Raw genomic sequence first — 22371 nt, 5'->3', positions numbered from 1 at the left:
AAAACACATCTCCCTTCGTGTCAGGAACTTGCTTATCGCTAAGCTTTCTATAAAATAACGTATTTTGGAAAAAAAATCAATTCTTACTTTTCTCCAAATCGTAGTGGAGTACGAAAGAAAGTACCTACTGATGTTAAGTCAATAATCTATGGGAGGGTATATGAAAGATCGGCGAAATTGCAGGAATTGACAAGAAACTCATTGAATACTAGTAATTAATCATTGAACTAATCGGCAGGTTACGTGGCAGTTATTTACAAATAAAACCTAATGTCTATCTTCTTTTTATGCATATATGGAAATAGGTAGAAAAATGGAAAATACTATCGTGAAAAATCTTCGAGGAAAGAAGTGCTAATAGAGAATGAACTAGAATGGAGATAACACTTTGAATTAAAAATAATGAGGTGAAATATGAATCCAACAATTGAAGCCTTTTTTACGGATAAGATTGTAGTTGAAGCAGCAAAAAGGTATGGGTTCATACCTGAAGAGTTAATTTTATTGGGGAAGAATCAAAACTTTACCTATGGTAGTAAAAACAAAGCACGTAATCTCATCATTCGGATAATACATGAATCTCACAGGACGCTGGAGCTTATACATGGTGAATTAGAATGGATACAATATCTTGCGAAAAACGGTGTTCCAGTATCCACTCCAGTGAAATCAAGTAACGGCGAGCTAATTGAAAAGATGGATGGTTTTTTTGTTGTAGCATTCCAAAAAGGGCTTGGTGCCTCATGGAGTGATGAAATATCTCAAAATGAAGAGTTTAATAAATTGGGAGAAATTGCAGGGAGAATGCACGCACTAGCTAAAAAATATGTTCCTAGTACAGCCGAGATAACACGATACGACTGGCATGAAAATAGTTATCTTCAAGAATTCATAACATATATTCCTTCTTCCCAGAGCCTTGTAATCGCTCATTTTGAATCCTTGATGCAGAGTATCCATAAATTATCACGTGATAGTGAAAATTTTGGACTTATTCATGGTGATTTTTGTTTTGGTAACTATACAGTTCAACTAAATGGAAGCATCGCTGTATTTGACTTCGATGAATGTCAATATGGATGGTTCACGCAAGATATTTCTGTTAACTTATTCTATGGTATTGCAGTGCCTAGTCCAGATGAAGATGTTCCAACTTTTGTGAAAAGGTATCTAACTTCGTTCTTGGAAGGTTACGAAAAGGAAAATACGATTGATATAAGATTGTTAAGAGACTTACCACTATTTATGGATTTGAGACAAGCTATCCTTTATTCAGCTCTCTATCGAAACGGAAATATTGAAGCACTCGATGGTTGGTCTAGGGAGTTCTTGAAGCGTGCCCGATATAATATGGAAAACAATATTTCACTGATTGAACCCGATGATATCTTAAATTTTATAAGTTAAAAAGAGCATAAACATGAATAAACGGCAGCCAAGTTAATTGGCTGCTGTTTCTCAACTAACGGGCAGGATAACGCAATGCTTATATGGAATATATTTGAAAAATAAAATACTATGAGGAGTGAAAAATTTGCGATATAGAGCTTGTTCACTTTGCATTATTAAAAGAAGAGAATCAATATTACTTGAACAATTCCCGGAAGAAGATGGTATCATTACATTTCGCCCAGTTGGTGGCACGATTGAGTATGGGGAAGATAGCAAATCAGCTGTAATACGAGAAGTAAAAGAGGAAATTAATATTGATATTATTGAACCAAAATTGATAGGGATTATCGAGCACATCTTCCCTTGGTACGGAGAAATTGGACATGAATATGATTTTATTTATGAAGCGAGCTTTAGTCGAATGGATAACTATAACAAGAATGAATTTGAAGGGATTGAGGGGGACAAAAAGTTTATAGCTGTTTGGAAGAACTTATATGATTTTGAAGAAAACATTCAGTATAAACTTGTTCCTGACGGTCTTTATGAGATGCTTACAAGTGGGCAAATTTCTGATATTAAACATATTAACACAAAAGATTTATTGGCTTTTAAAGGGTCTTGATTTAACCTAGCGGGACACGTTAGTGGAATAGTGGTTGCTTCGGCAGCCGTTTTTTATTTGTTCAACTAACGGGCAGGTTAGCTGAGTAACAGAAATGTTGATATTGGATTATATACCATTAAATTGAAATTTAAAAAATGTCTAACGTCTATACTGTCATAGCGTAATAAAAAGGGGTTTCTAAGTGTATTGAACCTGTGTGGTTCGGTAGGATATTTATATTTTTTGAGAGAGGTGTTAACTTGAAGAAAACATTCATAATCATTTTAATAATTGCAGTAGTTGCTCTTGTTTTACTAGTCGTATCCACTCCATTTATTAACAATTATATTGCATATTCCATAAAAAAGATCTAGTAAAAGTATCTTTGCCAGACAAAATTGAATTGATAGATGATTTATCATCAGCTGGAAAATTAATTGGGAATGGAAATGGAATGCAATTTTTTGGCGCTATTTTAATCAAATCGGAACTAACTTTAGAAGAATTAAATCATTTTTATTCAAAGTATCGCGAGAATGAGTGGAGTTACATCGTTGAAAAACAAGTGAGTAATAACATTGATTTTCTTAATGGTAACTTGAAATTCAAAGCATTGAAAGCAGATGAAAAACTAATTAACTATTATATTGTTTATACTTGGGGCAGTAGTAACTATCCATTAAGTGATCTTGACATCCGTGGGCATTAACACTCTGCATAAGCAAGATTACGTGCTAGAATATTATAAGCATTGAGGGTGCTTTATGAAATTAATTCGCCGCGCCATTAAGTAGAACCGTACCATAGATGACAGATCATCATTACGCTAACGGGCAGATTAACGCAACAATTCAATCGCTCCTGTCGTCTTTACCTAGTAATAAATTGATAAAAGGAAGATCTTGAATGCGAGTGGACGTGCGGTTGCGCACATCGGTTTTTTGAAGATAAAGAGAGGAAGAGCGGAACATGAATGTGGAAGTGTATACGTTAAATGCGTTTGCGAAAGGGGAGCGTGGCGGTAATCCAGCAGGCGTTGTCTTGGAGGATGGCCTTTCTCTGGATGCTGCCGAAATGCAGCTCATAGCGAAGGAATTGGGCCTTTCGGAGACGGCCTTTATGGAAAAATCTCTGCTTGCGGATTACAAAATCCGCTATTTCACCCCCGCCAGCGAAGTTGATCTGTGCGGACACGCCACGATTGCTGCATTTGGACTAATGCATTCGCTGGGTTTGTCAAAGGAAGGGACCTCCTATTCGATAGAAACCAAGGCAGGGATTCTGGATGTCGATATTAGCTCCGAGGGTCTTGTTTATTTGTCACAGGCTTTACCTCAATTTCTTGAAAGGATATCCTGTGAGGAAATCGCCCCATCTTTGGGGATGGATGCCGAGGGTCTGGAAACCGGGTTGCCGATCCAGATTGTTTCGACGGGCCTGCGGGACATTATGATCCCGATCCGCAGCAGGAAGCTCTTGAATGAGGTTCAGCCAAATTTTGATGCCATAACCGCCATCAGCGAAAAATATGGTGTGGTTGGATATCATCTGTTCACGATGGATACTCCAGACGATGCTGCTGCGGAATGCCGGAATTTTGCGCCGCTGTACGATATTCCCGAGGAGAGCGCGACAGGAACATCCAACGGTGCCCTGCTCAGCTATTTGTACCAACATGGCCAACGATCTTTGCGGGAGGTAGAGAATGTCATGTTCAGGCAAGGGTATTCGATGGATTGTCCTTCTGAAATCAAGGCAGGATTGCGCCTGAGTGAGAGCGGTGAAATCAATCAGGTTCGGGTCGGCGGTGCAGTGGCTGGCATTGAACGAAGACATATCATGATATAAGCGGAATCAAAAAGCCTGTTTGCAGCCACCGTACCATAGGGGGAAAATAGGCTTATTTTGCTACTGCGAGGCTAGATAGCAGAGGATGCTTGCGTAAGCAGACGGATTAACAGTTCTTCATCCAACCTGTCGTTTTCCTTGATTTTGATCATTTTGCGTTCCTCGAGGCCATCGAACAAGCCCCTCCCGCAATGCTAGACCGTTTGCGTTGAAGGATCGTGAACGACACGTAGTTTCATTGAACTAACGGGACACGATAGCTCAATAAGCACGAAGAAACGGCAGCTGATGAATTGGCTGTCTTTTTCTCAACTCCCTCAAGAACTTTGATATAATATGTGTATCTGGACTATAAGTATGAAAGGGAGTACAACAATGAATAAAATTTTGCGCAGCAGCTCGGCGGAAGCTGAGATTAATACCCTTGGGGCGGAACTGATCAGCTTCAGAAAGCTGGATCCGGAAGCTGAATACATCTGGAGCGGTGACGCCACGTATTGGACAGGCCGTTCTCCGGTGCTGTTTCCCATTATTGGTACGGCCCGGAATGGAGAGATTAAGGTGGACTGCAAAGCCTATAAGATCGGCAATCATGGATTCGCCAGACGCAGCGAATTTACGCTGGTCCAAGAAAGCGACACCCACGCGGTTTACCGCCTCTCTTATGATGAGAAAACCCTGGCCAGTTATCCTTTTAAATTCAACCTATATATTACATATAAACTAAATGCAAGCACACTGGAACTTAGTTACCGGGTGGAAAATAGCGATGAACAGGATATCTTCTTCCAGCTCGGAACCCACCCGGCGTTCAATTGTCCGCTTGATGACAACGGTAGCCTGAACGATTACTATCTGGAGTTCGCTGAATCGGAAAACCTTGAAAGGTTGTTCTTGAATTCGGACGGCCTGCTGATCAGCGGCAAATCGGAGCCCGTTCTGAAACAAGAGACCATCCTGCCTTTATCCCATGAAATGTTCGCCGAAGGCGCATTGATTTTCCGAAATGTGAGCTCTCGGCAGATTTCGCTTAGAAGCAAGCACTCCTCCAAAAGCGTAGTTGTCAGCTATAAGGGTTTTCCCGACCTCGGCATCTGGCAGCCTTTGAACGCTCCCTTCATATGCATCGAGCCTTGGCAAGGAGTAGCGGATATGGACGTCTTCGAAGGTGAACTTCAAGCTAAAGAGGGAATAATCACCCTGGAGCCGGGGGCGAATTTCACAAGCTCCCTGACCATAGAAATCAACTGACGATCCGAAGGGATCTGCAGGGTTCTCAACTGGTTAAGCTCGGCTCCATACCATTGCAAAAAACTTTAAGTTCACGGCGAATATCTTCATCGCACCTTGTAATTCCATACCAATCAGACCCGAGGATGTAGCTACATCATACCCGTGCCCATGTTTAAGTTCGCTATTCTTCGCTTCAATTTTGTAGCGTTCCTTAGATTTTTCTTTAAAGTACTCTGTTTCCTGGAACGCAATCTGTTCCGAATGTTCTTCAGATTTAATCGTTACAGAGTAGGTTTTGCTCTTCGATCCTTCTTTATAACAACCCTCTTTCAAACGGACAATGCTTGCACTGTTCAACGTTAAAATAATAGGTGTCTGCTTGGTTTTTGTCGATGCCTTTCTTGCCCTGTTCTCTTTTTTATTGAAGTAGGCGTCAAATCGTGGATGCCGTTGAGCTAACGGGCAGGATAGTTGAATGATTTCGCGAATAACTTAAGTCATGACGAATTTACGAAGTTCGCAAAAAAGACGTTAGCCGAAAGAAGTTCTTAGTTTAGGAGGAGTCTATATGATATTAGAAAAAGTTATAAATAGAATTGTAATACAAAGTGAATATAAGGATTTTGTTGATAAGTATATAGATAATATACTTACCGAATTTAAAGGTAAGATTCATAGCATTTATATGTGTGGCTCGATTCCAAAAGGAACTGCTAAACCTTTTAAGTCAGATGCAGACTTTACTATTGTATGTGTAAATCCCAAAGATATTGATTACGAAAGATTGTCAAATATTAAAGACAGGCTTTTGGAAGAATATCCAGTAGTAACTAAGATTGATACGATAATTTGCTCGATTGACGATGTATTAAGTAAACCAAATGAGTGGGGTTTTTGGGTAAAGATAATTTGTGTTTGCATATATGGTCATGACGTTGGTGAAAAAGTACCACCGATAATTATTTCTCCAGAGTTCATTTTAGACTTAAATACAGAGACCAAGGAGGAAGTAGATCATATACATAGTTTACTTTCTAATGCTAATGATAACACAATGAAAACTAGATATATTAAAGGTTACTCTAAGAGATTAATTCGTGCATTATACTCTTTGGTTTTAGAAGATACAGGTGTATGGCAAGATGACATTATTAAGATGAAGAATGCCATATTAAACTATTGTGAGATTGACTCCGCTTTAGTTGATTATCTGTATGCTTGTTACTTGGATAGTAATGTACTTGTTGAAGAGTTTCTGGGAATTGCAGATGAAGTATATAGCTATTTTGAGAACGCCTTAAATGCAATGGCTGCTTCCAGAACTTCCTTCGGCTAACACCATATTGACGCTCCGGGTCACTCTCAGAAGCGAGTGACCACATCCAGCCCCCTAAGCCCGTCGGGACGTCACTGCATTAGGTGTTCAGCAGCCTTACAACTATAAGCAGCGACTCTAATTAAAACATAAGACTATTGAACTAACGGAGAACTTTAGTTGAATAATACACATTAATGAGCAGGCGCTACGGTAGCCTGCTTTTTTCATTGAAGTAACGGGCAGGATAACTTGGACAATCACGGAGATTTGAATATGAAGATTGTTAAGGGATGTGTTATTAACATGAGTCTACAATTGGTGCCATTAAATATTCCGTCAGATTGGACTGTCTTATGGAATCATTTTTATGAAATTAATCCCGATGACTTTCATGACGACTCATTTTCTTATGTATGGGAGCTACATGAGGATATATTCTATTTAAGAAATGAAAAGACAGGTTTGATTTTGGATTTAGGATGGTATCCAGCTATGCGTTCAGAGGGTGTGTATACATTGAATTTAGTGAAAATTGGTGATGATGAAACTGGACCCGAATATTGGGCTAACCCTATTTTAAAATATTGTTCCCGCAAAATTAACGACATAACAAATATAATCCATGAAGTTCACAATAAAGAGCAATAGGATTCGTCCGAAGCAAAGTAAATCATTAAGCTCACGAAGAACGACAGTAGAATAGCGGCTGCTTCGGCAGCCGTTTTTTATTGTTCAATTAGCCGGCAGAATACTTACAATTTGTGGCGCTATAGCGTCACATTATTAGCATTAGGTTATGTAATGATATTCTGATACTCAAAAAATTGGAACAATGTGGTAAAGTGGGATGATGGAAGAAGTACTCAATAAAAAATAGAGGAGGAGACAAATATTTCATGGGCAACGACTTTTACAGAAAACTAGGTGCATCCTTTCTAATTTCCGCTGGAGTAATCTATGCAATCGAACGAGTAGGCTCTTTGATAGCTCGCAGCCATGAAATTGCAGCGTTGTACGAAGCAAATATGTTCAATGCCCTACCTGAAATTCATATTACAAGCTTCTTCGATAATATCTTTGTGCCAATCCTTGCGTTTCTCGGTATGATACTTTTTGTATATGGGTTTCCGAAAAAAATCAAATGAGATAACTCATTCAACGCGATGTGAGCACATAATGAGTTGTACCATAAAGTTACAGAGGAGGTGCTTAGGTGGCGGAAAGAAGATGGGGTGTTGTCAAATGGTACAAAGAAGATAAAGGTTACGGACGGATAATGCTAGACGGCCAGGAAGGTTACCATGTTGTTGTACACTTCAGCGAAATACTACCAGACCCTATTAGGTTACCGAACGGCTTTCGGTTCCTTAAAGAGGGTCAAAAAGTTGAATTCGACCTATTCGAGTTTCCGAATATAGTTGATTCTCAGCGTAGGACAGCTAAGAATGTGCAAATATTAGAGGAATGAAGAAATCGAGACGTACTTGATGAATGTATGGACTTTCGGGAATCATAATTAAGCTAACAGGAGACGATAGTTCAATATAAACACGATAAGGCAGTCAATCAGTCAACATGATCGGCTGCCTTTATTCAATTAACGGGCATTTATCTTCAACTACTAATTACAGTTTTCTTGCTTTGATTACGAAAGTTACAGGAAGCATCTTTGCTTTTTTTGCAAAATCGTCGTTATCGTCCCGCAATTGAATAATTTCATCATCAGATTGCTCAATCATTTCTTCAATAACAAATCCCGCTTTTGAGAGCGCATTCACATAGGTTGATAGTTTACGGTCAGCTAATGTTAGCGTACTTTCGTCAAGAGTTACCGAATACCAAGATTCATCGAAGTAACATTTTTTAAAAACAAGCATATCATCTTCTGCAGCAACACATTTGTGTATAGGGTGAGACCAACTGAAAATAAATACGCCGTCTTTTTTTAGGTAAGAAGCAATCCTGCTAAAAGTACCCTCAAGATCGGTTGTCCAGCCTATAGCATAAATCGAATAAACAAAGTCAAAATAATCCTCAGGTAGTCCACATTTTTCTTCCATGGGTGAACAGATTAATTTTGCTGAAAGTCCGTGATCTGATAAGTATTCTCTTGTTTTTTCGATTTGGTTTTCTGATATATCCATACCCCATAGTTCAGATGCTTTACGTTCCCCGAGATATTGCAAGGATTGACCGCTTCCACAGCCTATCTCCAACATCTTTTTTCCTGAAATATCGCCAAAAAGCTGGCATTTTTCTTCTGAGACGAATGCTCCATATAAAGGAAGCGCGGTTGCTCCTAAAATATCATTTCCTTTTGTATCCCAAAACAAGCTGTTAGTTTCATGAATAACATTCTTGTCCATATCGACCGAGATAGCGCTACCAACCTCGCCAGCACCTATAATATTTGTTCTATAAACAGAATTCTTGTCCATGCCAGTACCATCCCCCAATATAAAAATATTAGTCTAAATGTATATCCTGACTTGCGCGCTATTGATTCCAAAATAATGTACCATTATTCTATGAATACATCTACCTAAAATCTTCCATACAGCATCCACTTGATGTAGTAGACTCATTGCGCTAACGGGACACGATAGTGGAATAGCGGTTGCTACGGCAGTAGTTTTTTATTTGTTCAATTAATGGGCAAGATAGTTGAAAAAGGAACTTAAATTTAAATCTCGAATATCTATTGAGAACGGATAGCTAAAAAATTGATGACAGACAGGAGATAAATACGATGATCAAAGGTTTCGGAGGAATCTTTTGGAGAACTAAGAATCTTGAAGTTATAAAAAAATGGTACAGTGAGGCCTTGAAGATAGAAATAGATCATTGGAATGGGACTGTGATAAAGCCCCAATCAGGAAATGAGACTATCTTTTCTTTCTTTACCGAGGATGATAGTTATTTTCCAACAGAACAACAAGTGATGTTAAATTTCCAAGTACATAATCTAGACGAGACTATTAAGCATCTTGAGCATATTGGTATACCACTTGCAAAGAAAGAAGAAATTAGTGAATTTGGAAAGTTTGTTTGGATTGAGGATCCTGAAGGTCGACTGATCGAGCTTTGGGAGAAATAAAGAGCTGTGCAATAAAAATGAGTTGACACAAAAGTAGTTAGGGACCATACTACATATATGAACAACAATAATAAAAAAATAAATGACATTGAGGCTATTCCCTCGCTTGTACAATCCAAGCGTCAGATTGATCGCTATAACCTAGACATAGACGCACAGGCTATACTCGTCGCGTCTAGGCTAATGGCAGCGGGAGCCATGCTTGGACACGCCTCAGAGATTCATTTCTCTAGATTCGGTTTATCAACAGGGCGTTATCGTTTATTGGCAGATCTTGAAGATAACGAAGGAGAAGAATTGCCTTCGCAATTGGCGGAGCATCTAGGCGTTACACGTGCTACAGTGACTGGTCTTATCGACATTCTTGAACGAGATGGGCTAGTATCTCGGCGATCAAGCTCAGACGATGGACGTCAGAAATCAGTCGTTTTAACGGAAGAAGGAGCGAAGAAGCTCCGTGAAATGGCTCCTGAGCATTTCGCTCGGCTGGAAGCAATGGTGGGCTTGCTCAACATCGAAGAACGCAGCGTATTTCTCGACTTGCTAGGTCGAGTTACACAAGGCATCTCAGCACTTACGGGCGAATTAGGCTCGAAACCAAAGGGAAATATCAGTAATGAGTAGAATGGGCTAGTGAAGCTAGCCTATTTTTACTCTTATATAGTTAGGCACCTAATTATATCTAGCTGAACGCAATCATTGAACTACTTCAAAGAAGAAAGGAGCAAGTAAATGAACCAGATGAAATACTCGAATCAGACAGATGATGTTTACGGCATCAAGGCTGCTGGTTCCAAGAAAAAGACTTTTGTACTATGGCGTGAAGTTGTAATGGCCTATGCTGCTCCTGCCATTATGGCAGGTATCGGGGGATTGGTTACTGCAGATAGGGGGCTTCAAATAGCGGCATTGACCACAATTGGCGGTGCATCGGCCTTGATGGCCTTGATGATTGGGCTTTTGTTGCACAGCCGAGTGGGCCATTTGCGATGGGTCATCGGTGCACCTCACTTGGTTGTGGTAGGGGTATTCGCAATGACCGGGTCCTCATTTGGACTATACGCTGCATGGGTGACATCTGTTGTAGTAGAAATTATGATTCCGAGTAATCACTTGGCCTGGGTAAATCGTGTCTGGATCGATTTCCCGTTGTCTGGATTCATAGCGAGCACGATAGTGACATGGCGGTGGCGACTTGCCGTCACAACTAATTTTTCATCTAAAAGGAGAAGATAAAAATGATAGTTATTATGGGAGCAACAGGTACGATTGGAAGTGCGCTTTTGGAACGTTTGGTTTATCTTGGCATACCTGTCAGGGCGCTGAGCAGAGAGCCAGAGAAGTTGCGTGATCAGATCGGAGAAAAAGGCCGATCGACTACTGAGGTCGCAAGGGTGGATGCTTCCGATCCTGAATCGCTGCGACGCGTGTTTACAGGTGCTAGCCAGCTCTTCCTTGCCATGTCCAACAGTCCAAGACAAATCGAATTGGAAACCTCTATCATTCAGATTGCCGCCGAATCTGGAATCAAACACATCGTAAAAATATCCAGTCCAGCCTTTGAGCAGAGCTCTCCAGTGGCAGTGGCGGGCTGGCATCAAGAAATTGAGAACACGCTGAGAGAATCGGGTCTCACCCACACCGTATTGCGCCCCTATGCGTTCATGCAAAATTTAAGGCGCTTTGCACCAACGATCACAACCCAAAATGTTTTCTTCGGCTCCATGGGCGTTTCACCGTGTAACTTTATAGACTGTCGCGATATTGCAGACGTTGCCGCAGAAGTTCTGACCAACCACAAGGTATCAGGCCATATATATACGCTTACTGGTTCGGAGATTTTCAGTTATCCCCAGATCGCGAGTCGACTATCTGCCCTGCTTAATCGGCCGATAAGTTACATCAACTTGGAACCCCAAGTACTACTCCGTAATCTTATCGAGCACGGGAATCTGCCTCCTTGGCTCGCGAACCACGTTGTGGAAATTCAAACCATGTCTAGGATGGTGCCAGAAAGTCCAAATGACACTGTGAAGCGCTTGCTCGGCAGAGAGCCACGCACACTAGACGCCTTTCTACATGAGTGTGTAGAAAATTTCCGGTAGAGGTGGAGTCCACCTATTCTGATATTTGTGTCGATAGCAGAATTTTATTCCGATTTAGATAAGTCATCGAGCTTACTGAGAACGTTAGTGGAGGAGCTTCCTATAGGGTAGCTCTTCTTTTTCATTTAAGCTAACAGCAGGTTAACGGAATGGTACCGCAGTCGAAATAATTTTGCGTCATCTGGCCCGGTTATTGTTCCGACACGGTGTCTGCGAACCAGTTTCGGCTTGAAGATGGGAACGAGATATCGTTTACTCGATCACCTGTATCGAATAAAGAAAGATGCTATACCGAATATGAAAAAAAGATGACCATTTTGTTGGGTCGGCCTCTAATTATTCTATTGCGGTCAGGATAAAGTAGTGATTATCGACTTAAAAAGTAGTTATGTAAGGTTCGATAAAAATTGATTATAACTATGAATTACCAAACGGTTTATCGAATAAATAGTAAAATAATACTGTTAAGTACGAGGGTTATCGAGAGGGCTTTTATTTTGATTATCCTTTTTGAGTCTATATAAGTACATGTTTTTCCTAATGAAAATTATTTTTTCTCTAATGTAACATTGAAATGAAAGAGGGGATAGCGTTGATTGAACATAGCAATCTTGAAGAATATCTGGATCCGCTAAATTATGATCTTGAATTTGACGGTGAAATGGACAAATATCAGTTCTATCTTGAGCTTGCAAGATCGAGTCCTGGCGAAGTGTTAGAACTTGCTTGTGGTACAGGCTTAACAACGATACCACTGTCAAAAGCCGGTATAACGATGACCGGCGTAGATATCTCTTCGGCGATGCTCGCATATGCGCGGCTGAAGGCGGAAGGGTTGACTGTTACTTTTATGGAAGGCGATGCCCGTACCTTCGAATCGGACAAGCGATTTTCGATGATCTATTTGACTGGCAATGCATTTCAGGCATTCTTAAGTGATCAAGATCAAAACGATTTGCTTACTACCGTTCACAAACATTTACAACCCCATGGAATCTTTGCATTCGAGACCCGTAATCCGATGGGAACGGATTTATCCGATCAAGAGGAGACAAAATGGGGATCATTTATTGATAAGGATGGGAAAAACGTCAAGGTATCAGGTACACAATATTACGATGCTAGCCAACATATCATGCATTGGGTCACGATGCGTGATTGGGGGGATAAACGAACGACTTCCCGAATTGCTTGTCGGTTTACAGATCAGGCTACACTGCAATCTTTATTAACCCGTCACGGCTTTCGCGTCGAACATCAATATGCTAACTGGGATAAAACGCCGTTCTCTCCGTCATCTTCATCTATCATTAGCGTTTGTAGGAAATGTTAGGAGAGACGTAATGCATTGCAATAGGAAAAATCCCCTCAGGTCGAGGGGATTTTTGGTGATCCTAAGCAGATTCCCCCTTAAAGTCCGCCTTTATTCAACTAGACGGCAAGATAGCGTAATAGCCTGTCTGAAAATATGGTACAATTTGTAATACTAAAGCGAGGTGATAGAATTTGAGGAATATTGTTGAGGACTCACAGTTTCTCAGTGAAAGAGCTGAGATGATGTACTATTTTCAAGATGAATTTTACATCTCTGAGAAAACTGAAATTATTCATTCACCTTCAGGAAAGTTCAAACTTGAAATCCATCACTATAACCATGTTGAAGGTTTTTACAGACATAATTACACAAAAGGGATTGTTATGGATAGTGAGCATAAAATCATCGACATAATATATAGAAATTATGACCCATTCTTATTTAGTTGGTTGGAGGTAGATGGCACAGAATATCTGTTGTGTGGGTTAGATTATCAGGGGTATTCAATTGTTAATTTATCAAATAAAGAAACCAATCATTATGTTCCCGAAGAGGCTTATAAAGGGCATGGATTTTGCTGGGGGGAAATAATATATTTTCAACAAAAAAAACTAATAGTGATTGATGGATGCTATTGGGCATGCCCCTATGAACTTGTTTTTTATGATTTTTCTAATCCTATGAATGTACCATATAATGAATTATTCCGTGTGGATGTTGATAGCGTATTAAATTGGGATAGTTGGAAAGATTCCTGTAGGGTTATATATCTTGATAAGGAAAACAACGAGACAGAATTTGTATTTTAGAAACTAAGCTAACGGAGAACGATAGTGGAATAGCGGTTGCTTCGGCAGCCGTTTTATTTGTTCAACTAATCGGGTAGTATAGAGAAATCTATTTTTGTGAAATTATGGTCTGATTATTATAAAGTACGTATTAGGTGAATGCAGATGGAACAACTGAAAATTTCAACAGAGTAACAAAATGCGCATGGGTATTACATAAGTTACTCATCCTTTATCATGGAGCGTGAAGGTGTACTTTTTCCTGAAACTAATATTACTGTAAGGCAATACGAAGATGATGATTATGTAATATGTCATAACATTTGAGAAATAGCTTTTTACGAAATGCATGAACGCGTGGGGATTCTTCCGTCTTACTATTATCCTCCTAACGAAACGGAGCGGATGAGATTCGCCGAAGATAGAAGCAATAGATTCGTGATGCTTATTGATAGTGAAATAGCAGCAGTCGGAATTATTGACGGGGTTGAACTGAGTCATATGTCCGTTCATCTAGATCTTCAATCACGAGGATACGGAAGAGCTTTTATTTCATTTCTTGTAAATGAAATTGTGCGAAGAGGTGGGAAAAACGTGACACTCGGGGTTGTGAAAGGCAATCCTGCAATAAAATTGTATAAGAGTCTTGGTTTCAAAGCAAAGTCATTAAACCATTGGGTAACAAAATATTATAAACCGGACACTCGATTGAGCAGACCACCTAGCGAGATATAACCTCAAATGACTCGTTGAGCTAACGGTAATGTTGTCTTTTTTATGAATCAGAAAAAGGATAGCAGAAATCAAGAATTGAAATATGAATTATTGAATGCTAACATTCACCGAGATTTAGCTCAACTTGAAGCAACTATACAGTATCAACAAGATCATAATTGGAATAATGAAACTCTTGTTACACAGAAACTAGATGATGCCATCGATTCAATTATCTTACACAGTGGAATGGAAAGAGATAAGGATAAGGAAGATATCCTTATGAAAATGTACGATTACATGAACGAGTTCAAGGTTGGTGACGAGATTTTAGATGTAAACCTAAATGATAAGCAACGCGCCGATTACATCTATTTAGGTGAAAAGCTTAGATCTAACGGGTGGACGTTTAATGTAGGATATGATACAGCTGGGAGACTTTTGCATCTAAAGTAAAGGAGTTGGTAACGGAGTCATAGATGTCAAAAGTCTGTACTGGATTGCACGGATACGGATTAACTAGTACAGCAAGACTCACATGGATCTATACAAACATTTTAAAAAAACTTACTTGAACTAATGGGAAACGTTAGTTTTATGAGTACAGAGAGGCTACGGACATAAGCTTGTGTTAGTTCGGGGATTGGGGAATGAATTATGATATGTGAGAAGAAATCTAAGCGTCTTGAAATTGTTCGATCCCTTGTTTGTGAAATGCAGAGCAGCTTCAAGAATCAGGAAGCTTGGGCTTATCTTTCAGGAGTGTCTACCTTCGCTTCGATACTCGCTATGAGAAGAGGACAAGATTCGGAAATAGCTGCGATCGCGGGGATGCTACACGATTTTTATTTCTATAAAACTGGAATAAATACCTTTCCTGGTCACAATAGCGCAGACGCGGTAAGATCTATAATACGTAGCACTCAAATCTTTACCGACGAAGAGATCTTAGTAATTCTTAGATCAATCTTTTATCAAGAAGACAGAAATCGAGTTCATGGACCAGATGAGGAAGTTATTAAAGACGCTATTTTATTGCAGAGGTACTTTCAAAATACAGGAAATCATTTACTTAAGACGGATATACATAGACTACAAAATGTATTTATTGAATTAGGGATTCAGGAGGGAAATGTAGATACAGAATTAAACGTAGATGTGGAAGCATTAAATAGAGAAACTAAAGACAGACGACTTATGCTGGCTGATTTTGTGGAAAAGCTCGCAGAGCAAAACATAATCGGGGTACCGGAAGATGAACGTTATCGGGAAATTTGCAAGTATTGGCCGGACTCTGATATCTATAAAGTACTAGAAGGTAACTGGTGTGCTGCATTTGTATACTACTGCTGTATGCAGGTTGGAATACTTCTTCCAATTCGATATCCTAACCGAATGTATCGTCTAGCTGGGGTTGGTGCGTGGTTGGATTGGGCTCAGCTGCCCGAAACTAGATTTTTCTATGACGCTAAACAAGAAGAATTTAATCCGGCACGTGGTGATATTGTTATTTTCGATAAGCTTCTCTCCGATAATTCTCACGATCATATCGGAATTGTTTTAGCTTGTGAAGACAATGAAATTTTGATTGCTGAAGGTAATAAAGACAATAAAAACTACTCTAGTGTCTCATTCAGGGGGAGAGATCATTGTATACTCGGATATGTCCGAATAGATAACGGCTACCGTTATCATTTCAATGGAGAGTATGTACCCTTTGGTTATTGATTTCGAGCAGTTATTACGCTAACGGATAGGATAGTTTAATAAGAGTTATGTTGAGTTTTTTTCGGGCCAGTTTAACCCAAAGGCGATAAAATGGTAATAAACCGATTAGGGAGGCAAATCCATGATTGATATTGAAAGAATTAAAGAGATTATTCCTCATCGGAATCCATTTCTCTTGGTCGATAGAATATTGGAGATTAATGAGGGGAAGAGAGCTGTTGGGATTAAAAATGTAACCATTAATGAACCTTATTTTCTCGGTCATTTCCCTGACTATCCCGTAATGCCTGGAGTCTTAATTGTAGAAGCACTGGCACAGGTCGGTGGAGTCGCTATGTCTAACGTTGAAAGCAACAATCATAAAATAGGCTTACTGACTGGTATTGATAATTGTCGTTTCAAACGACAAGTAAAACCAGGAGACCAACTCCATCTTGTATTTGATGTAATTCGAATCAAGGGACAAATCGTCAAAGGAAAGGGAGTCGCCACGGTAAATAATGAATTGGTATGCGAATCTGAAATTATGTTTGCATTCAGTTCGATTTAGGTTTTAATGTAACGGGAAACGACAATTGAACAATACACATTGATGAGCAGGTGCTTCGGTATCCTGCTCTTTTCATTAAGCTAACGGGCAGGTTAGTTGAACAGTGTTGTTTAATTTGTGTTCAACAATCGGTACATAATGTGGAATAAGAAAATTTGTCATTATTTTAATGTGTAGTAGACTTAGTAACTACAGTTTTTTCTTCCTATTTAGTTGGAATGAATTTTTTTGGTTTTTAAACGAAGAGGAGAGTCAATATGGAAGTAGTATATTTTGCAGGTGGATGTTTATGGGGAGTACAAGCTTTTATAAAAACTTTACCTGGAGTTAAGTTTACAGAAGCAGGAAGAGCTAATGGAACAAGTCATACACTTGAGGGTGATTATGATGGGTACGCCGAATCTGTAAAAACAGGATTTGATCCGACAGTTGTAACGATCAGTGAATTAATGGGGTATTTATTTGAAATCATTGATCCATACAGTTTGAATAAACAAGGACAGGACGTTGGCGAGAAATACAGAACAGGAGTATATAGTGAAAAGCCTGAACACTTAAAAGAGGCGAAGGCGTTTCTTAGTGAGAGAAATGATTATGACCTTATAGTTGTTGAAGTATTACCTCTCATAAACTATGTGAGAAGTGCAGAAGAACATCAAGATAGATTAGCTAAATGTCCAAATGATTATTGTCATATTCCAGAAGAAATATTAAGCAGGTATAAGTAAGGGAGAATATTAAACTGCGTCTAAATTAATAAAAAGGGGTTTCTAAGTGTATTGAACCTGTGTGGTTCGGTAGGATATTTATATTTTTTGAGAGTGGTGTTAACTTGAAGAAAACATTCATAATCATTTTAATAATTGCAGTAGGTGCTCTTGTTTTACTAGTCGTATCCACTCCATTTATTAACAATTATATTGCATATTCCATAAAAAAAGATCTAGTAGAAGTATCTTTGCCAGACAAAACTGAATTGATAGATGATTTATCATCAGCTGGAAAATTAATTGGGAATGGTAATGGAATGCAATTTTTTGGCGCTATTTTAATCAAATCGGAACTAACTTTAGAAGAATTAAATCATTTTTATTCAAAGTATCACGAGAATGAGTGGCGTTACATCGTTGAAAAGCAAGTGAGTAATAACATTGATTTTCTTAATGGTAACTTGAAATTCAAAGCATTGAAAGCAGATGAAAAACTAATTAACTATTATATTGTTTATACTTGGGGCAGTAGTAACTATCCATTAAGTGATCTTGACATCCGTGGGCATTAACACTCTGCACAAGCAAGATCATTTGCTAGAATATTATAAGCAGTGAGGGTGCTTTATGAAATTAATTCGCCGCCCCATTAAGTAGAACCGTACCATAGATGACAGATCATCATTACGCTAACGGGCGGGATAGCTCAATAATTTCACGAATACTCTACATATAGAGTTATTTAAGAAGTTCGCTAATAATCCGTTATATGAAATCACAATAAAACCAAATTGGATGGTGAAAAGATTTGAAAGAATTATATTATCTCAGGCAACTTTAGACGATGTAGAATTCATTGTTGATAAAAAAACTTGCACTTCCTTATGGCACTTCGAAGATGCTATTTTATCCGATAAGGAAGCAGTTAGGAAGAATGTAGTAGAAAAAATTAATAGTGATTGGTATAAACAATACATAATAAAGCTTGATGATCCAAAAAAAACACCTATAGGAGAACTGCATATTCATTGGTATGCAAAAGAGCGTGAAAGTTGGGAAATTGGTTATTGTATCTTTCCTGAATATCGAGGGCATGGATATTCTGTAGAAGCTGCAAAAATAGCGTTGAAGTATGCTTTTGAAGATTGGAATGCGCATAAAGTGGTTGCTATGTGCAATGAATTCAATATCGCTTCATACAAGGTATTGGAAAGGACAGGAATGGTCAGAGAAGGAATATTTAGAGAAGAACTATCCTGGCAAGGTAAATGGGTAAATCAATTCTTTTACAGTATACTGGACAGTGATTATCGAGAAATGAATCTGTAAGGGCGGATGTGCTTGAAAAGTGATTTTACACTAATTTTTGAAGAAACTTCTTAGCTGCCGCTTTCCGAGCGTTAAAGCATATCATATTAAGCTAACGGGGAACTATAGTTCAATAATGAGAGGGCTGCCGAGAGGTAGCCCTTTGTTCAACTAACGGGCAGGCTAGCGTAAACAAAATGATCAAAAGTATTAACCATACGTAGTTAATTACATTTCGGGATTAGCGCAATGATTTTCGGCAGCTTCGTTTGGTTAACGGGGGTAGTTTAAGTAAATGTAAATATTTACTTGCGAACTAATGTTCGGTATAATAAGCTTGATTCCATTACAAAAAGGAGATGTTGGATATGTATAAACACATTAAAGATTTTGCCGCAACTTGGCAGAATGAAACGGAAGCAACAATGCGGACACTGGAGATGCTGACCGACGAGTCTCTTGGCCAACAGATAACAAGCGATCATAGAACGCTTGGACGTGTTGCATGGCACCTTGTACAGACGTTGCACGAAATGCCATCTCGGACGGGACTGTCTTTCGAAGGACCGGGCGAAGATATGCCGGTGCCAGCTTCGGCAGCAGACATCGCGTCAGTCTATAAGAGGACCTCACAAGCGCTCCTTGATGCTATGCAGTCCAGTTGGAAAGATGAGAATCTGCTTATCATGAGCGATATGTATGGTGATCAATGGCCAAACGGCTTAATGCTGGATATTCTCGTAAAGCATGAGATTCATCATCGTGGCCAGATGACAGTCCTGATGCGTCAGGCAGGCCTTCGTGTGCCGGATCTTTACGGCCCGACAAAAGAGCAGTGGGCCGAGTACGGAGCGCTACCTCCAGTAATTTAGAGTAAGATTATATCCGCTTTGGCCGTTTGGCTATAGTGGGATTTATAAGTATTTTATCATAGGATTGAAAGTGGTGGCTTGAATCATAGACAAGAGGATACCATCGGACTGAAACTGTTGATTCTATTGAACTAACGGGAAACGTTAGTGGAATAGCGGTTGCTTCGGCAGTCGTTTTTTATTGTTCAACTAACGGGCAGGACAGTTAAATTATGACATAATAATACAACTAGAGTACGATCAATTAAATTCCCCTTTCAATATTAATAAAAATAACCCCTTATGTTTTTGTTCATAAAGGGTTATTTTTATTATTACGGGCTATATATCAATCTTCTCATAAGCCTGAGTATTTGTATTGGCTTACATTTTATAATGTATCGTTACGCAATACCTTTTTAAAAAATATATAGCGCAACATTTTTTTTAATTTCGCGTTATAAACATTGTGAAAATAATTGGAAGGGAATGAATTAATTGTATATGTCTATCATTAAAAAGTTGTTTCCTATCTGTTTAATAATTTTATTGATGCTTCCGAGCGTTAGTTCGGCTGCTTCTACAACTACCAACTCAACAACAAGATCTATAAACGTCAACATTAACGGATCTTTTATTTCTACCGATACTAATCCTTTTATACAGGCGGGTAGAATTATGGTTCCAATTAGAACGCTTGCTTCCCTCGGACTCAATTATTCGTGGGACGCTAAAAGCCACACTGCAACAATTACTAATTCTTCTAATGAAATATTTCAAATGGTTCAGGGTGAGAGTATTGCTTATAAAAATGGGAAACCTGTACAAATGGATAGTGAAGCAAATAATTATAATGGTCGCATGATGGTCCCCGCAAAGTTTGTTAGTGAAGCTTTTGGATATAGCTTATACTATGAAAAGACACGAGGGATTTTATTCATTCAATCCAAAAACTTTATTCCTGATCTCAGCGCAATAAATTCATCAGACTTAAAGCAGGCGCGCCTGGTAGCCATTTCTTTACCAATTAATTACTCATTTAAACCTGATGTAAGTGCAGAAAGTGATAATTCTCAATACTACACGTATACATTTGCCTCCAAAGAGACTACTCGCTATACCTATAGTAATGGAACAGTAACAACAGTGGTTGAGATTAATGATGGAACGGCAAAGGCCATATGGCAATTTTCTGATGTAAATATACCTGGTTATGATACCACTACGTTGGGCGGCAGTAGACCTGAGTATATTTCCGATATTTACAATGATTCTTATAATTATAATAATGGTACCTATTTGGGTTATTACAGGCTTAGTGATGGAACTGTAAAAACATTTAAATACACAGGCCTTAATTACGGTGATATTATTCAAAGCATTCCACAGTAAACCAATCAAAAAATAAGACGCTTCCCTATCTGTCTAGTAGTGATTGAAACGGAATCGTTTTATCGTAATGATTTATCGCTAATGTATGGTGAAGATATGGATGATGTGATCATTCATTTTATAGATTCAATGGTCTTTATTCTTACCATGAATAACAAACTTATCGGTAATAAGGAAGGCCATATGTATTGAAGGATACTTTAATGTTATTAATAACAATGTAGGTAAATTTGTGTCATTTATGTAGGCAACTTTATGTCAACGTACAGACAACGGCTATAGAGTAAAGAGCGAGAAAACTTTTAGGAGTGAACAAATATGCGGATGTATTCTAAAAGTATTAGAATATTGATGGGTATGGTTTTTATCGTTTGTGTTGTAGGAAGTGTAATGATATTCCAAAGCACGTATGCTAAAGGTACGACTAATCAAAGCCACACTAATTATACGAGCTATCCTGAAAATGAACATGGACAGACATACGGTTCTGCTGAAGAAGCCAGCTCCGTTGAAATGCTACCTGACTTAATCCATGTAGGAATTGTGAATGGCATTAAAGGCTATCTGCTGAAAAAAGATTATCTCGGTGAACCTGGCGATGTCCCAGTGTATGATGTTTATGGGAAAACCATAATTGGTTCTTTTCATATTGGCGCTAAGAATATGAACTATCCTAAAAATAAAAACGGAAAGACATATGGTTCTGGCGCAGATGCTACTTCTCCAGAAACGGAACCTGAATTAATCAGTGCTATAGGTGTGGATGGCACTGAAGGATATGTGCTGAAAAAAGACTTAGACGTTGAGCTACCAAAATCACCCGAGGAAGCCATTGCGATACAGAACAGTAGATCACCAGGTGGTCGTGATATTCCGCTCTATGAAGTTGATGGTGAAACCGTAATTGGTGTGTTTCATCTTGGAGGAAAGTAATAAAAAAGTATATTAAGCGTTCCGCTAACGGGACACGATAGTTGAATAATACATATAGATGAGCAGGTTATCTTAATAAACTAAGTGATGGATAAAATATAAATATAAGTGTTCTCTCTCAAACTATTGGAAAATATTATGGTACGATGTCCTTATTCGGTTGTTTCAAGGGGAGAAGATACCGTGCTAAATACTCAGAATATTGCTATAGAAGCATTAACTTGTAATCCAATTACTTATCAATCAATAGCTCATATTGGACAAAATGCAAACACCATCTATAAAGTGACAGATAAGGAAAGTAACTGTTATAGTTTGCGAATACATCTATCAAAAAATGATTCGATGGAAAGTATTTGGTCTGAGGAAAAGTCATCCATTCAGAAATGATTTGGCTGGAATCATTAACAAATGATACAAATCTGGTGTTGCCATCACCTATAAAAAATAACATTGGTGAATATGTTACTAAGATAGCTGAC

General features: G+C 38.8%; 26 protein-coding genes and 1 pseudogene. 25 read left to right on the top strand and 2 right to left on the bottom strand.

The window, feature by feature from the left end:
* The first annotated feature begins 414 nt into the window (after positions 1–414).
* The 5 genes from H70737_RS17600 to H70737_RS17580 all read left to right on the top strand — a co-directional run bounded on the left by H70737_RS17600 (position 415) and on the right by H70737_RS17580 (position 5098).
* Positions 415–1407 carry a phosphotransferase enzyme family protein gene (locus H70737_RS17600; RefSeq protein WP_042189257.1) on the top strand — a complete coding sequence of 331 codons (993 nt, stop codon included), beginning with the start codon at positions 415–417 and terminating at the stop codon, positions 1405–1407.
* Positions 1408–1534: 127 nt separating this feature from the next.
* Positions 1535–2017 (top strand): NUDIX hydrolase, encoded by a 483-nt coding sequence (locus tag H70737_RS17595; RefSeq protein WP_052404336.1) that lies wholly within the window; start codon positions 1535–1537, stop codon positions 2015–2017.
* A 367-nt stretch (positions 2018–2384) separates the two neighbouring features.
* The gene (locus tag H70737_RS17590; RefSeq protein ID WP_197071220.1) at positions 2385–2708 is read left to right on the top strand and encodes a hypothetical protein; all 324 of its coding nucleotides are present in this window, start codon (positions 2385–2387) and stop codon (positions 2706–2708) included.
* A gap of 260 nt (positions 2709–2968) precedes the next feature.
* Positions 2969–3847: a PhzF family phenazine biosynthesis protein gene (locus H70737_RS17585; RefSeq protein ID WP_042189253.1), complete on the top strand. Its 879-nt coding sequence runs from the start codon at positions 2969–2971 to the stop codon at positions 3845–3847.
* 375 nt (positions 3848–4222) lie between these two features.
* Positions 4223–5098 carry an aldose 1-epimerase family protein gene (locus H70737_RS17580; RefSeq protein ID WP_042189247.1) on the top strand — a complete coding sequence of 292 codons (876 nt, stop codon included), beginning with the start codon at positions 4223–4225 and terminating at the stop codon, positions 5096–5098.
* A 33-nt stretch (positions 5099–5131) separates the two neighbouring features.
* Here H70737_RS17580 and H70737_RS17575 read toward each other — a convergent pair.
* Positions 5132–5495 (bottom strand): annotated as a pseudogene (locus H70737_RS17575) (transposase); the annotation flags it as partial.
* Between the two features lie 153 nt (positions 5496–5648).
* On the opposite strand from H70737_RS17575, the gene H70737_RS17570 reads away from it, so the two are divergent.
* The 4 genes from H70737_RS17570 (at position 5649) to H70737_RS17555 (ending at position 7866) form a co-directional block, all read left to right on the top strand.
* Positions 5649–6416 (top strand): nucleotidyltransferase domain-containing protein, encoded by a 768-nt coding sequence (locus H70737_RS17570; protein ID WP_042189244.1) that lies wholly within the window; start codon positions 5649–5651, stop codon positions 6414–6416.
* Between the two features lie 255 nt (positions 6417–6671).
* The gene (locus tag H70737_RS17565; RefSeq protein ID WP_042189242.1) at positions 6672–7046 is read left to right on the top strand and encodes a hypothetical protein; all 375 of its coding nucleotides are present in this window, start codon (positions 6672–6674) and stop codon (positions 7044–7046) included.
* Between the two features lie 248 nt (positions 7047–7294).
* On the top strand, positions 7295–7543 hold the full coding sequence (locus H70737_RS17560) for a hypothetical protein (RefSeq protein ID WP_042189240.1): 249 nt from the start codon (positions 7295–7297) through the stop codon (positions 7541–7543).
* Between the two features lie 68 nt (positions 7544–7611).
* Entirely contained in the window at positions 7612–7866 is a 255-nt protein-coding gene (locus H70737_RS17555; protein WP_052404335.1) for a cold-shock protein, read from the top strand.
* 157 nt (positions 7867–8023) lie between these two features.
* Here H70737_RS17555 and H70737_RS17550 read toward each other — a convergent pair whose 3' ends face one another.
* Positions 8024–8836, bottom strand: coding sequence for a class I SAM-dependent methyltransferase (locus tag H70737_RS17550; RefSeq protein ID WP_042189238.1), 813 nt, complete (start codon positions 8834–8836; stop codon positions 8024–8026).
* A gap of 311 nt (positions 8837–9147) precedes the next feature.
* Between H70737_RS17550 and H70737_RS17545 the strand changes: the two genes are divergently transcribed.
* The 16 genes from H70737_RS17545 to H70737_RS29875 all read left to right on the top strand — a co-directional run bounded on the left by H70737_RS17545 (position 9148) and on the right by H70737_RS29875 (position 21889).
* Positions 9148–9495, top strand: coding sequence for a VOC family protein (locus tag H70737_RS17545; RefSeq protein ID WP_042189236.1), 348 nt, complete (start codon positions 9148–9150; stop codon positions 9493–9495).
* Between the two features lie 57 nt (positions 9496–9552).
* The gene (locus tag H70737_RS17540; protein ID WP_042189233.1) at positions 9553–10119 is read left to right on the top strand and encodes a MarR family winged helix-turn-helix transcriptional regulator; all 567 of its coding nucleotides are present in this window, start codon (positions 9553–9555) and stop codon (positions 10117–10119) included.
* 108 nt (positions 10120–10227) lie between these two features.
* Positions 10228–10731 (top strand): hypothetical protein, encoded by a 504-nt coding sequence (locus H70737_RS17535; protein WP_156113141.1) that lies wholly within the window; start codon positions 10228–10230, stop codon positions 10729–10731.
* A gap of 2 nt (positions 10732–10733) precedes the next feature.
* On the top strand, positions 10734–11600 hold the full coding sequence (locus H70737_RS17530) for an SDR family oxidoreductase (RefSeq protein ID WP_042189230.1): 867 nt from the start codon (positions 10734–10736) through the stop codon (positions 11598–11600).
* A 592-nt stretch (positions 11601–12192) separates the two neighbouring features.
* The gene (locus H70737_RS17525) at positions 12193–12933 is read left to right on the top strand and encodes a class I SAM-dependent DNA methyltransferase (RefSeq protein WP_197071219.1); all 741 of its coding nucleotides are present in this window, start codon (positions 12193–12195) and stop codon (positions 12931–12933) included.
* A 173-nt stretch (positions 12934–13106) separates the two neighbouring features.
* The gene (locus H70737_RS29880) at positions 13107–13724 is read left to right on the top strand and encodes a hypothetical protein (RefSeq protein WP_052404334.1); all 618 of its coding nucleotides are present in this window, start codon (positions 13107–13109) and stop codon (positions 13722–13724) included.
* A 324-nt stretch (positions 13725–14048) separates the two neighbouring features.
* Positions 14049–14438, top strand: coding sequence for a GNAT family N-acetyltransferase (locus H70737_RS17515; protein ID WP_081951156.1), 390 nt, complete (start codon positions 14049–14051; stop codon positions 14436–14438).
* A 42-nt stretch (positions 14439–14480) separates the two neighbouring features.
* A complete protein-coding gene (locus H70737_RS17510; protein ID WP_042189224.1) occupies positions 14481–14873 on the top strand; it encodes a hypothetical protein in 393 nt (130 codons plus the stop codon).
* Between the two features lie 201 nt (positions 14874–15074).
* Entirely contained in the window at positions 15075–16145 is a 1071-nt protein-coding gene (locus H70737_RS17505; protein ID WP_042189221.1) for a CHAP domain-containing protein, read from the top strand.
* Between the two features lie 121 nt (positions 16146–16266).
* On the top strand, positions 16267–16695 hold the full coding sequence (gene fabZ, locus H70737_RS17500; RefSeq protein WP_042189219.1) for a 3-hydroxyacyl-ACP dehydratase FabZ: 429 nt from the start codon (positions 16267–16269) through the stop codon (positions 16693–16695).
* Between the two features lie 257 nt (positions 16696–16952).
* Positions 16953–17423, top strand: a complete 471-nt coding sequence (locus H70737_RS17495) for a peptide-methionine (S)-S-oxide reductase (protein WP_042189217.1) — start codon at positions 16953–16955, stop codon at positions 17421–17423.
* A 104-nt stretch (positions 17424–17527) separates the two neighbouring features.
* Positions 17528–17977, top strand: coding sequence for a hypothetical protein (locus tag H70737_RS17490; RefSeq protein WP_042189215.1), 450 nt, complete (start codon positions 17528–17530; stop codon positions 17975–17977).
* A gap of 223 nt (positions 17978–18200) precedes the next feature.
* Positions 18201–18734, top strand: a complete 534-nt coding sequence (locus H70737_RS17485) for a GNAT family N-acetyltransferase (RefSeq protein WP_042189213.1) — start codon at positions 18201–18203, stop codon at positions 18732–18734.
* A 347-nt stretch (positions 18735–19081) separates the two neighbouring features.
* Positions 19082–19585, top strand: a complete 504-nt coding sequence (locus H70737_RS17480; protein ID WP_042189210.1) for a DinB family protein — start codon at positions 19082–19084, stop codon at positions 19583–19585.
* 483 nt (positions 19586–20068) lie between these two features.
* On the top strand, positions 20069–20956 hold the full coding sequence (locus tag H70737_RS17475; protein ID WP_156113140.1) for a stalk domain-containing protein: 888 nt from the start codon (positions 20069–20071) through the stop codon (positions 20954–20956).
* A 318-nt stretch (positions 20957–21274) separates the two neighbouring features.
* On the top strand, positions 21275–21889 hold the full coding sequence (locus H70737_RS29875) for a hypothetical protein (RefSeq protein WP_052404331.1): 615 nt from the start codon (positions 21275–21277) through the stop codon (positions 21887–21889).
* The last annotated feature ends 482 nt before the right edge of the window (positions 21890–22371 follow it).

Origin of the sequence: Paenibacillus sp. FSL H7-0737 (assembly GCF_000758545.1) — a bacterium.
Lineage (GTDB): Bacteria > Bacillota > Bacilli > Paenibacillales > Paenibacillaceae > Paenibacillus_AQ.
This window is presented reverse-complemented; position numbering and strand designations above follow the sequence as displayed.